The organism is Agriterribacter sp. (assembly GCF_035445465.1).
Lineage (GTDB): Bacteria > Bacteroidota > Bacteroidia > Chitinophagales > Chitinophagaceae > Agriterribacter.
Window position 1 is genome coordinate 1 of the sequence record NZ_DAOMQT010000042.1, and the last position, 12,591, is coordinate 12,591.

The 12,591-nt window shown below is 42.0% G+C and carries 14 protein-coding genes; 9 read left to right on the plus strand and 5 right to left on the minus strand.

Going from position 1 to position 12,591, the window contains the following annotated elements; all coding sequences use genetic code 11:
• Nucleotides 1-145: 145 nt before the first annotated feature.
• The 4 genes from PLE34_RS16470 to PLE34_RS16485 all read left to right on the plus strand — a co-directional run bounded on the left by PLE34_RS16470 (nt 146) and on the right by PLE34_RS16485 (nt 2,290).
• On the plus strand, nt 146-487 hold the full coding sequence (locus tag PLE34_RS16470) for a type II toxin-antitoxin system RelE/ParE family toxin (RefSeq protein WP_324558724.1): 342 nt from the start codon (nt 146-148) through the stop codon (nt 485-487).
• 4 nt (nt 488-491) lie between these two features.
• Nucleotides 492-818, plus strand: coding sequence for a helix-turn-helix domain-containing protein (locus tag PLE34_RS16475; protein ID WP_324558726.1), 327 nt, complete (start codon nt 492-494; stop codon nt 816-818).
• Nucleotides 819-928: 110 nt separating this feature from the next.
• On the plus strand, nt 929-1,795 hold the full coding sequence (locus PLE34_RS16480; RefSeq protein WP_324558728.1) for a helix-turn-helix domain-containing protein: 867 nt from the start codon (nt 929-931) through the stop codon (nt 1,793-1,795).
• A 138-nt stretch (nt 1,796-1,933) separates the two neighbouring features.
• The gene (locus PLE34_RS16485) at nt 1,934-2,290 is read left to right on the plus strand and encodes a cupin domain-containing protein (protein ID WP_324558729.1); all 357 of its coding nucleotides are present in this window, start codon (nt 1,934-1,936) and stop codon (nt 2,288-2,290) included.
• A gap of 396 nt (nt 2,291-2,686) precedes the next feature.
• On the opposite strand, the gene PLE34_RS16490 is transcribed toward PLE34_RS16485, so the two are convergent.
• The gene (locus PLE34_RS16490) at nt 2,687-3,442 is read right to left on the minus strand and encodes an XRE family transcriptional regulator (RefSeq protein WP_324558731.1); all 756 of its coding nucleotides are present in this window, start codon (nt 3,440-3,442) and stop codon (nt 2,687-2,689) included.
• Nucleotides 3,443-3,720: 278 nt separating this feature from the next.
• On the opposite strand from PLE34_RS16490, the gene surE reads away from it, so the two are divergent.
• From surE to lpxB, 3 genes are all read left to right on the plus strand, one after another.
• Nucleotides 3,721-4,509, plus strand: coding sequence for a 5'/3'-nucleotidase SurE (gene surE / locus PLE34_RS16495; RefSeq protein WP_324558732.1), 789 nt, complete (start codon nt 3,721-3,723; stop codon nt 4,507-4,509).
• Nucleotides 4,506-4,805, plus strand: coding sequence for a hypothetical protein (locus PLE34_RS16500; protein WP_324558733.1), 300 nt, complete (start codon nt 4,506-4,508; stop codon nt 4,803-4,805). Before surE ends, PLE34_RS16500 begins: the two co-directional genes overlap by 4 nt.
• A 114-nt stretch (nt 4,806-4,919) precedes the next feature.
• Nucleotides 4,920-6,023 carry a lipid-A-disaccharide synthase gene (gene lpxB, locus PLE34_RS16505; RefSeq protein ID WP_324558734.1) on the plus strand — a complete coding sequence of 368 codons (1,104 nt, stop codon included), beginning with the start codon at nt 4,920-4,922 and terminating at the stop codon, nt 6,021-6,023.
• Here the strand turns inward: lpxB and PLE34_RS16510 are convergent.
• On the minus strand, nt 5,998-6,165 hold the full coding sequence (locus tag PLE34_RS16510; RefSeq protein ID WP_324558736.1) for a DUF6728 family protein: 168 nt from the start codon (nt 6,163-6,165) through the stop codon (nt 5,998-6,000). The two genes, lpxB and PLE34_RS16510, sit on opposite strands and share 26 nt — an antisense overlap.
• Before the next feature lie 168 nt (nt 6,166-6,333).
• Here PLE34_RS16510 and PLE34_RS16515 point away from each other — a divergent pair, with 168 nt between their 5' ends.
• Nucleotides 6,334-7,341, plus strand: a complete 1,008-nt coding sequence (locus PLE34_RS16515; RefSeq protein ID WP_324558738.1) for a Smr/MutS family protein — start codon at nt 6,334-6,336, stop codon at nt 7,339-7,341.
• Nucleotides 7,342-7,346: 5 nt separating this feature from the next.
• Here the strand turns inward: PLE34_RS16515 and PLE34_RS16520 are convergent, their stop codons facing one another.
• The 3 genes from PLE34_RS16520 to PLE34_RS16530 all read right to left on the minus strand — a co-directional run bounded on the left by PLE34_RS16520 (nt 7,347) and on the right by PLE34_RS16530 (nt 10,856).
• Nucleotides 7,347-8,141, minus strand: coding sequence for an SDR family NAD(P)-dependent oxidoreductase (locus PLE34_RS16520; protein ID WP_324558740.1), 795 nt, complete (start codon nt 8,139-8,141; stop codon nt 7,347-7,349).
• Nucleotides 8,119-9,621 carry a tagaturonate reductase gene (locus PLE34_RS16525; protein WP_324558742.1) on the minus strand — a complete coding sequence of 501 codons (1,503 nt, stop codon included), beginning with the start codon at nt 9,619-9,621 and terminating at the stop codon, nt 8,119-8,121. Before PLE34_RS16525 ends, PLE34_RS16520 begins: the two co-directional genes overlap by 23 nt.
• Nucleotides 9,622-9,728: 107 nt before the next feature.
• A complete protein-coding gene (locus tag PLE34_RS16530; protein WP_324558743.1) occupies nt 9,729-10,856 on the minus strand; it encodes a 5-(carboxyamino)imidazole ribonucleotide synthase in 1,128 nt (375 codons plus the stop codon).
• A 403-nt stretch (nt 10,857-11,259) separates the two neighbouring features.
• On the opposite strand from PLE34_RS16530, the gene PLE34_RS16535 reads away from it, so the two are divergent.
• The gene (locus tag PLE34_RS16535; RefSeq protein ID WP_324558745.1) at nt 11,260-12,426 is read left to right on the plus strand and encodes a L,D-transpeptidase family protein; all 1,167 of its coding nucleotides are present in this window, start codon (nt 11,260-11,262) and stop codon (nt 12,424-12,426) included.
• The last annotated feature ends 165 nt before the right edge of the window (nt 12,427-12,591 follow it).

Here is a 12,591-nt window from a genome sequence, read left to right on the forward strand (position 1 = left end):
GGTAGCCAAGCGGGACGGATCGCTATTATCCGCACTTCGCCAACCTGTACCGTTGTGCGGCACCTTTTCCTGACCATTTAATTCTTAATGAAAATAAAGTTTCAAAATATGGAAACTTTATTTAACTTTGCATAAACGGTTCCCTTTGCAATACTTTCAGACACGGTTTTTAGAAGAGGCAGACAAATTTATTGCCGGACTTGATCCCAAAGCAGCAAGGAAGATGTTTTATAATATTGATCTGGCTGAACAAAGCAATGACCCAAGACTTTTCAAAAAACTGCAAAATGGCATTTGGGAGTTTAGAGCAAAATTTGGCGGACAACAAATCAGATTGCTGGCATTTTGGGACAAAGAAACGGAAATTGAAACATTAGTCTTTGCAACTTACGGCTTTATTAAAAAGGTAGACAAAGTCCCTAAAAACGAAATTGAAAGAGCAATTAATATCAGGACAAAATATTTTGAAAGCAAACGTAAAAAATAACATTATGGCAAAGACAGCAATGAAATCATACTCGCTTGCCGAAATGAAGGACAGATATATCGGTAAAAAAGGTACAGCAGACAGAGACGAATACGAATATGAACTTCGCATGGACGTTTTGGGTAGAATGATTAAAACTGCAAGACAAGAGCGCAATCTGACACAAGAACAATTAGGCCAACTTGTAGGTGTACAGAAAGCTCAAATCTCTAAACTTGAGAGCAGTGCAAATAGTGCGACAATTGATACAATTCTCAAAGTTTTTAAAGCTTTAAAAGCTGACATTCATTTTAATGTTACGCTTGAAAAAAAGCACTTACAACTTATGTGACGATAAGGCGAACGCACAACATTCAGGTTGGCAGTAATTCTTTTGACACTGGAAAATGAAATTGGATTTTTAACTTTCAGGGTAGTACTATTTTCCCCAAATACTGTAACATGTACAACACTTATGACTTTAAGGTTGCGCATCCGGATATTATCAAACAGCTTGCTGTAAAAGACATGCTCTTCGTATATTATCAATGCCCTCAGGTTGATAAACAAGTAAACCTATTTATTCACTATAACTTAATTACCTATACAATCAGAGGGAAAAAAACATTTTATCACAGAGAAAAATCCTGGACGCTTACTGATAACAGCTGTTTGTTTACTCGAAGAACCGCTTATAACCAGGAAAAGGATGATCTGGAGGGTTGGGAAGTTATAGCATTCTATTTTGGAGATGATTTTTTGCGACAGGTATTCCGAGAATACAGGCAATATTTGCCGTTAAAAAACTTGCCGTCTCCACCTATAGATATGCTGATTGAAATAAACGTGAACGAAATTACCCGTGCTTTTTTTTACGGTATGATTCCTTACTTTACGCAAAAAATTCCACCCTCTGAAAGTCTGCTTGAACTAAAATTCAAAGAGCTTCTTTTCAATGTTTTTTCTGATCCCTTAAATGCGAATTTCCTCGCTTACATTAACAGTATTGATGATCAGTATAAAACTCCCCTGTGGCAAATCATGGAAGCCAATTACACCTTTAATTTATCTATTGATGAATTTGCTCGTATAGCCCAACGAAGTGTAGCAACGTTTAAAAGAGAGTTCTATGCGTACTATCATACAACTCCTGGAAAATGGCTTACAGAGAAACGATTGGAATATGCAAAACTCCTATTAGAAACAAGCAAAAAGAATGTCGGTGAAATTGCTTATGCCAGCGGTTTTGAAAACCTAACCCATTTTAGCCGTACATTCAAACAAAAGTATTTGTTATCCCCGCTTCAATATCGTAATGAGAGTAGGTAAGCTTCCCCAAAAGAGTAGGTTTTTATTCATATTAACAGATACGCGAAAAAGAAAAGAATTTGAACGTTTAAGCAAAATGAAGCGTTGCTTACCAAAATAGTTTTGGTGTAAAATCATTCATTCACTAAAACTTGTTTTATGAAAAAGCTATTCTTATTTGTTATCTGCTTTTTAGCTTTTGTTATTTATGGAAAGAGCCAACAGAAGAGCTCTCCGACCGACACTATCAAAGTAATTCTTGAAAATGATAAAGTAAAGGTTACAGAGTATTTCAGCACACCAGGCAAAGATGTTTGTGGAAAAGGTACACATACTCATCCCCCACATCTTTCTATTTTTCTCACAGACGCTAAGGCGAGACTAATAATGGCGGATGGAAAAACGCAGGATTTTGACTTAAAAGCAGGAACTGCATTTTGGAGTGAAGCAGAAACACACATGGTAATTAATAATGGCAATAAGCCTGCAAAGGTTTATTTAGTCGAAGTGAAATAAGTGAATTAAAACTACTGCCATTGTATTGGCAATAGTGGGGCAGACAGTTATAAACTCAACATTTGTAATTCTATTGGGCATTTGTGCAAATGTTGGGCTGACATTTTTAAAATGCCCCACCATCGCCAATACGTAAACCGTTATATGGCACTCAAATAATTTCCTTTCGCTATGGCAAGTGGTGACAGGACAAAACTTAAATTAAATACTGCCAGCTTCGGTGGACTGGACGCAAATGGTAGTTCACTATAAGTTCCAGCAGGTTTCGTACGACAGTTTCCTGATAGGTGCAACAGGGCGGTTTGGCGGCAGTCGGCTTTTTTATCTGGGAGGGCTGTTAAAGGAACAAAAAAAAGAGACGATTCGAAGGGATGGGGCTCATGTCAAATCTCAAATCTAATTGTATTTCTTTTTCATCACGGTTACCTGCTCCTGCAGGTTGCTCACCAATGATGCCAGTTGGTTTACATCCCAGCGCTGCTGGCTGGCAACCTTGGTGATAACCATTTGCGCCTGCCATAATTCTAAAATATCTTCCGCGTTTACCTGGTAGGGCTGGTAGGATGGATTGTCGCTTACCAGGGTTATCTTGCTTTTATTGCGGTTGCTTTTTTCAATGCGCTTGTATACGATCCCTTCACTGCGCGATATTACAATAAACGCATTGCTGCTTTTGGCATCGTCAAGACTGTTTATTTTTTCACCCACAATAACAGAACCGCTGGGTGTGGGCAGCATGCTGTCTCCGATAATTTCAAAAGCACGGTAGTTACCGCCTGCCAGCATAGGCAGCGTAAAAGTATTCAGCTCATCAATGAATTCCGTATCTGCATAACCCGCCAGATAACCCGCAGCGGCCTTTACCGGCACAAAGTGGATCAGGTTATTTTCCGACATCAGCTTCTGCTGCCTGCGTTTGGCTAAATAATTACCCTTTACCTCGCTCAGATCTTTCCGGAGCAAATCATCAAGCGTGAGCTTAAACATATCGCCTAACTTTTCAAGCACGTCAATGCGCGGATCCGCACGTTCCTCCTCATAAGCGCCCACCAGAGAGCGCTTAATGCCTAATTTATTAGCAAACTCTTCCTGCGTCCAGCCACGCAGTTTGCGAAGGTATTTCAGGTTTTGTCCTGCAAGCGATTGTGCCATACTAATTATTTTAGTACACAATAATACTAATACTATTAGTTATAACAAAATATTTTTGCTAAAAACTTAAGATACCCTTAAAATCTTTATCGGGAGACCTTCGACGGGGAGACGTGAAACGTCAAACGGGAGAAGTAAGGCACACATTCAACCTTTCTCCTTTCACCCTTTACCCTTTACCCTTTACCCTTTACCCTTCACCCTTCCTGTTTATTTCACTGCAATTTGGGCAGCAACCAAATAATCATGATTTTTACAAAATAAACATACGCTTCTCAATGGCAACAGCTAAACGTAAGAAAAAAGAACCTATTATATTAGTTACCAATGATGATGGCGTGATGGCGCCGGGTATCCGCAACTTAGTGGAAGCGGTAAAAGGCCTGGGCAAAATAGTAGTAGTAGCGCCCGATAAGCCGCAATCGGGCATGGGGCATGCCATTACCATTGGCTCGCCACTCCGGCTGCAGCAGGTGCATTTAACGGAAGGAGCTGAAGCGTGGAGCTGCAGCGGCACACCTGTAGACTGTGTAAAGCTGGCCGTGGATAAAATATTGGGGCAAAAGCCGGATATATGCATCAGCGGCATCAACCACGGGCCCAATCATTCCATTAACGTTATTTATTCCGGCACCATGAGCGCGGCAATAGAAGCTTCTATCGAAAGCATTCCTTCCATTGGCTTTTCGCTGCTCGATTACAGTATGGAAGCGGACTTCACGGCCGCCCGCAAATATGCAAGAATAATTGTGGAAGCCATCATGAAGCGCAAAGCGGATAAGCATCTTTGTCTGAATGTAAATTTTCCGGCTATACACGAAAGTTTAGTGAACGGCATAAAAGTATGCAGGCAGGCTTACGCCAAGTATGAAGAAGATTTTGATGAAAGGAAAGACCCCACCGGCAAAAAATACTACTGGCTTACCGGTGCATTTGTAAATTTTGATAAAGGAAAAGATACCGATGTGTGGGCATTGGCGAATAACTATGTGAGCGTGGTGCCCGTACAATTTGATCTTACCAATTACGTTCTAAAAGCCAAACTCGAAAAAACCTTTAAACAGTGATTTTTAAAAAAGACGACCTCTTGTTCGGACTGATCTTAGGATTTATAGGACCTTTGCTGAGCCTTATTATTTACTACTATGTTAAATTCTACCCTTTATATAGTATGGGTGAAATGTTTGATGCGTTTCATCAAAACAAAAGGCTGGTTACCGCCATCAGCATCCCCTGCCTTTTTTTGAACATCGTTATTTTTACATTATATATCAATTCCCGTAAAGACCGTACTGCAAAAGGCGTTTTTGCTGTAACCCTGTTATATGCCATTGTTGCGCTGCTGTTTAAATTTGTGGGATGAGAGGGGATGGAGAGAAGTGGCAAGTGGTAAGTCGTAAGTGGTGAGTAGATAACGAAATTTTCATTAAGATAGTTGCAGGATTTTCTTTTATCCTCCTTCAACGGAAAGTAAAAAATGAAGTATTATATCATAGCAGGAGAGGCATCGGGCGATTTACATGGCTCCAATCTTATTAAAGCGTTAAAGCAACAGGATGCGCAGGCCGATATCCGCTGCTGGGGTGGCGATATGATGCAGGCCGCCGGCGCCCGCCTGGTAAAACATTACCGTGAGCTGGCCTTCATGGGTTTTATTGAAGTGGTGAAGAACCTGCGCACCATCCTCCGTAATCTTACTTTCTGCAAAAAAGATATCACCGGCTTTAAGCCCGATGCGATCATCCTTATTGATTACCCCGGCTTTAACCTTCGCATTGCCCAATGGGGTAAAGCGAACGGATTTAAAATCATCTACTATATTTCTCCGCAGGTTTGGGCCTGGAAGGAAAACAGGGTACATACCATTAAGCAATGCGTAGATAAGATGCTGGTGATCCTTCCCTTTGAAAAAGATTTTTATAAAAAATGGAATTATGAAGTACAATACGTAGGGCACCCGCTGGTGGAAGTAGTGGATGAATGGCAGGCACAACACCCCAACACAGTAAAAACGAACATCATCGCCCTGCTGCCCGGCAGCCGCAGGCAGGAGATACTGAAAAAGCTACCCGTTATGCTTGAAGTAAGCAGGTATTTTACTGATCACGAGTTTGTGGTTGCCATGGCGCCGGGGTTAGATAAGGAATTTTACAACAACATGCTCAGCGGTTACAGCAATGTAAAAGCCGTATCGGGAAAAACATACGATCTTTTAATGCAGGCAACGGCAGCCCTGGTTACCTCCGGTACGGCCACTTTGGAAACCGCGCTGTTTGCCGTGCCCGAAGTGGTTTGTTATAAGGGCAGCGCCGTTTCTTATGAAATTGCCAAACGGGTTATTAAAATAAAATACATTTCATTGGTGAACCTTATCATGGATAAGCCCGTGGTAAAAGAGCTGATACAGCATGAGCTTACGGTAAGCAATGTAAAAAAAGAATTGCAGGAGGTGCTCGGCAACCAACAACGGATTCAACAACTGCAGGAAGATTACAGCGCGTTAAAAACATTACTAAGCCAGGGCGGCCACGCTTCCACCAATGCGGCAAAAGCCATCAGCAACTTTTTGCAAAGCGGATGATCATAATGATAATCGCGAACAGGAAAAGAAAGATGGAAATGCGGTTGATGCCGTGCATATACTTTATCAATGAACCAGGTTCTTCATTCTTCTCTTTCTTTTTAAGAAAGAGATACTGCGCGATTTGATGCCATATGCCCATAGCATTATGTTTAGCCTGTAAACTACAAAGCTAATGCCTAAAACGGAAAGTCAAAGTTTTGTGTGCTTTGAGCCTTCTTTCCGCACTTTGCGGTTATACACTACGTGTAAAACTTTCATACCTTACGCCTCACACCTTACCGCCCTTTATTTCGTATTTTTGCTCCTTATGAAATATCAGATTGGCGACACGGTTTTACTGCTCCATTCGGATGAGGAAGGGCAGATCATTGATATCATCAATGAAAAAATGGTAATGGTAAATGTAAAAGGCGTTAAGTTTCCCGCATACCTCGACCAGATTGATTTTCCTTATTTCAAAAGATTCTCTCAAAAGAAAACAGATCTGAAAAAGCCCAGGCAATATGTTGACGATATAAAAAAAGAAAAGAACAATGCAAAATACAAGGTAGATGAAGGCGTGTGGCTTGCCCTTTTACCGGTATTTGATAAAGATGTATTTGACGATGATATTGTGGAGAAATTCAAGCTCTATCTTGTTAATCAAACAGCAAATACTTTTTCCTTTACTTATGAGCTATCGCTTGCCGGGGAAACCGGGTTTGAATTGAAAAATGAAGTGCTGCCGCTGAGCGATTTTTACCTGCACGATGTGCCTTTTGAAAATCTGAACGATACGCCTAAGTTCTGGTTTGAATTTTCATTAACGAAGCCGGATAAAACCAAAGCGGAATACTATGAAACCTTTTTAAAGCTGCGGGCCAAGCAGGTTTTCCAAAAAATTGAAGAAATGAAGCTGAAGCAGGAAGCCAGCTTTTCATACCCTTTGTTTGAAAAATATCCCGACCGTATCATAGAAGAAAAACCCGACCTGGATAAGTTATCAGCCGCCGGGTATAAAATATATGAGTCTGCAAAAACAAAGGCAGGCGCGCCTCCCCGAACCGTAATTGACCTGCATATTGAAAAGCTCACCGATCATTGGGAAAAAATGGGCAAGGCCGAAAAGTTAGACCTGCAGCTAAAAACTTTTGAAAAATATTATGACCTTGCCCTGCAGCATCACCAGTCTATGCTAATTGTTGTACACGGGGTTGGCACCGGCAAACTGCGCGATGAGATTCACGCCCTGCTGCGTCATAAAAAAGAAGTAAAATCCTTTGTCAACCAGTTTCATCCTTCTTTTGGCTATGGTGCAACGGAGATCTATTTTTAATCTATCTACAAAATAGAACGTATCAGTCCCCCGTCTGCACGTAGTGCCGCGCCATTGGTGGCAGATGCCAGCGGGCTTGCAATATAAACTACAAGATTCGCGATCTCATCAACCGAAGCAAAACGCTGAATAAGGGAGGTTGGCCGCAGATCCTTAAAGAAATTCTTTTCTACTTCGGCAACAGAAATATTGTCTGCTTTTGCCATATCATTTATAAAGTCGCCAATTCCTCTTGATTTTGTGGGACCGGGTAAGATCGTATTAACCGTAACACCGGTTCCTTTTGTTAATTCCGCAAGACCCCTGCTTACCGCTACCTGCGCGGTTTTGGTAACGCCATAATGAATCATTTCATCAGGAATAAGAACAGCCGATTCGCTCGAAATAAAAATGATACGCCCCCGGTTCCGTTTCAGCATTCCGGGGAAATAATGACGCGATAAGCGTACACCGCTCATCACGTTGATCTCAAAAAAACGGAACCAGTCTTCATCCGGGATCTCAGTAAAAGGTTTGGGTTCAAATATACCGGCATTGTTAACCAAAATATCAATTTCAGGAAGCTGTGCTATGATGTTATTAACCTCATCCACTTTTGAAAAGTCGGCCGCTATACCTGAAACACCTGACCTGCCGGTTAATGCTTTTAACTCCTGTACAGCCTTATCCACACCTTCCTGCAACCGCCCGTTTATAACAACAGTGGCATCTTCTTCCAGCAGTTTTTTAGCAATTGCAAAACCTATGCCTGCTGTTGAGCCGCTGATAAATGCAGTTTTATCTTTTAATTGTAAGTTCATGTTGAATGTTCTTTTGCGTCATCAAAGTCTTAAGATTATTTTGCACGGTTTGCACAAACAGGGGCAACGCGGAAAGATCAGTACCCCACAGGTTGCTATCGCTTAATACCTGTTGTACCAGTTCGTTCGCTTCGTATTTTTTCCACTGCTCAAAAAAGTAATCCGCTTTGTCATCATTGATGGGATAGGATTTCCCGTTCCATTCACCCATATACCCATCTTTTTCTTTTTTTACCGCTTTCATAAACAGCAAATAAGCGGCAAAGCCCAAAGCAATATGCTGCGGAACTGCATTATGATCAGCAACATACTTTTTCAGCACCGGCACCACCCGCATCTTCATTTTGGAAGTATACTGCATGGTTATGCTGATCCACTGGTGCCTGATATACGGATTGCTGAACCTGTCTAACACCTGCAAACCGAACCGTTCCGCTTCCTCCGCATCCACTTCAGCGGGAATGGCGGGAGCAATTTCGCTGAGCATAAGATCATGTACGAACTGCCCGAATGCCTGGTCTTCCATCGCGTCTTTCACGGTATTGAAGCCAGACAAAAATGCCAGTGCACAGCTTAGGGTATGCGTTCCGTTTAGTAAACGGAGTTTAAGCTCACGGTACATTGCTATATCCGGCGCAATGATCACCCCGTTATCGGCAGGTGCAAAAGACAATATCTTTTTTACTTTGTCGTCACCCTCAATGGCCCATAACCGGTATACCTCGCACATAATCAGCAATTCATCTGTGTAGCCCAGGGCCTCTTCTATTTTTTGCTTTGTTTCAGCAGCCGGCTTTCCCGGCACAATGCGGTCTACAAGTGAATTACAAAAACTATTGTTTGCCTTCAGCCATTCCATAAAAGCAGGCTCCATTTTGTTGTATGCAGCTAATTTGGAAACAATAGAAAAAAGCTGGTCGCCATTGCCTACAATTAATTCAGTAGGAATAATAACCATACCTCCATCTGCCTTACCCCCACAGGCCTTATACCTTTCATATAAAAAGGCCAAAAGCTTTGCAGGAAATGAAGCAGGAGGCTTTTGCCGGATATCTTCTTCCACTAATGTTATGCCCACCTCCGTGGTATTGGAAATAATGATCTGCAGTTGAAGGTTATGCGCACATTTTAGAACTTCATCCCATTGTTGCGTTGCAGACAATACGCGGCTTATAGCCGAACAAATATGATCCTCTTCTACTTTTTCTCCTTTATCTATGCCACGCACACACAAAGTATATAATCCATCCTGCGCATCGAAGGCATCGGCACCGCCGGTACCTGTTGATTTTACCACCACTACCCTGCCGTTAAATATACCCTGCCGGTTGGCTTTATCTATAAAATAATCCGGTAACCCGCGCAATAATACACCGGTGCCAAATTGTAAAACCTTTTCCGGCAATTCAAACACATTAGTTCCCGGTTTTTGTACCGCGTTGTTTTTGATAACAGAAAGATTGCTTTTGTTTAATAGCATATGTAAAAAGTTCGAAGCGTAAAAATCGAAATCTGAAAAGAAAAATCAACCAGGGAACAGGATTCTCATCTTTCACCCCTCCCTTACCACTTACTACTTACCACTTACTACTTATCACTTACCACTTTCAACACCTGCCTGATACGCCTTTGTTTATAGGTAAGATCTTTCCGGTCTGCGCTCAAAATAGTAACATGCCCCATCTTTCTCCCCGGCTTTGTTTCTTTTTTCCCATAGATGTGTACAAACACGTTATCCATTTGCAGCACATCTTCCAAACCATTATACTGCGCCACACCGCTGTAATTTTCCTCTCCCAGCACATTAACAATAGCCGCCGGAAGAATCGCTGCCGTATTGCCCAAAGGATAACCCAATATAATGCGCCAGAGCATATCAAACTGTGAGCTGTAATTTCCTTCTATCGTATGATGTCCGCTGTTATGCACTCTGGGCGCGGTTTCGTTCACATATACCTCTCCTACTTTATCTATAAACAATTCCACAGCAAAGATACCCGGACTTGCCAGCGCTTTTACAACCTTAAGCGCTATGGCTTCTACTTTCCACAAAATGGTTTCGGCAAGCTCAGCAGGGCTTACCTGGTAGTCGAGCAAATTCAACTCCGGATCAAATACCATGTCTACCGGTGGGTACAAAGTGGTTTGCCCGGTATCATTAACCGCCACAATTTGTGCTATCTCTTTATGAATATTAATCTTTTTCTCCAGTACCGCCGGCGCGTCAAACCCTTTGCCCGCCTCTGTCACAGATGCAATAACCTGAACCCCCCTGCCATCATACCCGCCTGAGCCCAGCTTATGCACCGCCGGGAAAAAATCTGCATGCCGCTCCAACTCCTGCAACGACCGGGTAATTACAAAATCTGCCGAAGGAATGGAATGAGCCGCATAGAACTGCTTTTGCTCAATTTTATTTTTAATGATGCGCAGGGCTGCTGTGCGGGGATATATTTTTATCCCTTCTGCTTCAAGGGCCGCCAGGGCATCGTCGTTTACGGATTCAATTTCAATGGTAAGCGCATCTACGCTTTTTCCGAATGTATACACATCGTTATAGTTCCGGATGTCTCCTTTCACAAAATGATGGCAAAGATGCGCCGCCGGACAATCCGCATCATTTTCCATAACATAGGTTTCAACCGGATAGTTGGCGGCCGCCTGCAATAACATTCTGCCTAACTGACCTCCGCCTAAGATTCCAACTTTGAGCATAAATCTTTCAAATAAGCCGTGAAGATAACAAACAGATGGAAATGTAGCATTGAAATGAATGTTTGCCGATCATTTCGTAAATTTAATCTTTAACAGTTCTTTCAGCTCTTTATGCAGCGTTTTAACGGTATCGGTAAAATAGATGACCGCTTTTAGCGTTGAAAGAAAGCCGCCTGCTTTAACAGTTTAAACAGCGGCGAAAGCTACCCATACTTTTATAGACGATACATAGGCCATCGTTACTGAAAAGAAACTATAAACACAGGCATTGAAGCAATACAGGCAAAAGAGGAAAAGCGAAAATTTGTAACATCGTATGATAATAAGCATGATATTTGCGAAGCAAAACTGCCGGGGAAATTGTGAAATGATAAAAGGCTCAGGTAAGTTATAATCAATATTAATGAATAAACTGAAATCCATTCTCACAGCATTCATTGTCATCGCTTTCTGCTGCTCTGTAAACGGGCAAAATTCATTTGTTGATTATCAAAAATCATTTGCCAAAGTTGCCGATGTGTTCCGGCGAAAAGAAGATACCCTGCGTAAACAATTTGAAGCAAAAGGCTTGAAGTGGCCTGCGAAATATATCTACATCCGCTCATTTAAATACGACAGCCAATTAGAAGTATGGGTAAAAAACAGCACCCGTGAGCCGTTTAAATTATTTAAGACTTTTAAAATATGCGCAATGGCAGGGTCCCTGGGACCTAAAAGAATGTCGGGCGACTACCAGGTACCGGAAGGCTTTTATTACATCAATGAATTTAAGCCTAACAGCGCTTACCATTTATCGCTGGGGTTAAATTATCCGAATGCATCAGATAAAATGCTGAGTGACTCGCTTTATCCCGGTGGCGATATTTTTATTCACGGATCATGTGTAACAGAAGGCTGCATCCCTATAACCAACGATCAGATTGAAGACCTGTATGTTGTTACAAGCTATGCACGCGCCATGGGACAGGATTATATTCCCGTACATATATTTCCCATACAATTCAATAACCCCAGGAGTGTAAGCTATTTAGAACGTTTCCTGAAAATTTACCGCAATTACAAGCCCCTGGCAGATAACTTGGAAGCCGCCTATAACTATTTTGAAAAAAACAAACAGGTGCCTGTTGTGATGGTTAATGCGAAGGGAGAATACTTAGTTGAAAATGAGCAGCCGGCCGAGGTAAAAGTAGTTAAAGTAAAAAGAACACTACCCGAAAAAGAGATACCTATACCGGAACATGAATTGGCGAAAGTAGTTAACAATCAACCCGTTTATCCCGGCGGTTCAAAAGCTTTCCAGCATTTTCTTGATGAAACAGGAAAAGAACTGGCCCCGCTTTTAAATGAAGGACAAAGAGCCGCATATCTTGTAGTGGATTACATTATTGATAAAGAGGGCAAACCGGTGTATGCCCGTGTGGTAAAAGGCGGTAACGATGACATCAATGAAATGATTGAAAAGAAATTTGAAAATATGCCGCAATGGAAACCTGCCATACGCCAGGAACAGCCGGTTGCCTTCCGGTTAAAGCAAACCATCGTTATTGAAGCCGCCGCTCCGGGGTCCTAACCGGTTGTAAGTTGCAGGGCCTCCATGTTACAAGTTATATGTTCGCAAGCTGCGAATTTCAGTTTTGCAACCATAATCTGCCGCCCTGTCATGCAACCTGCACCCTGCACCCTGCAACCTACTCTCCTGTATCATAATCATACTTTAAGTGTATCAAAACCGTAC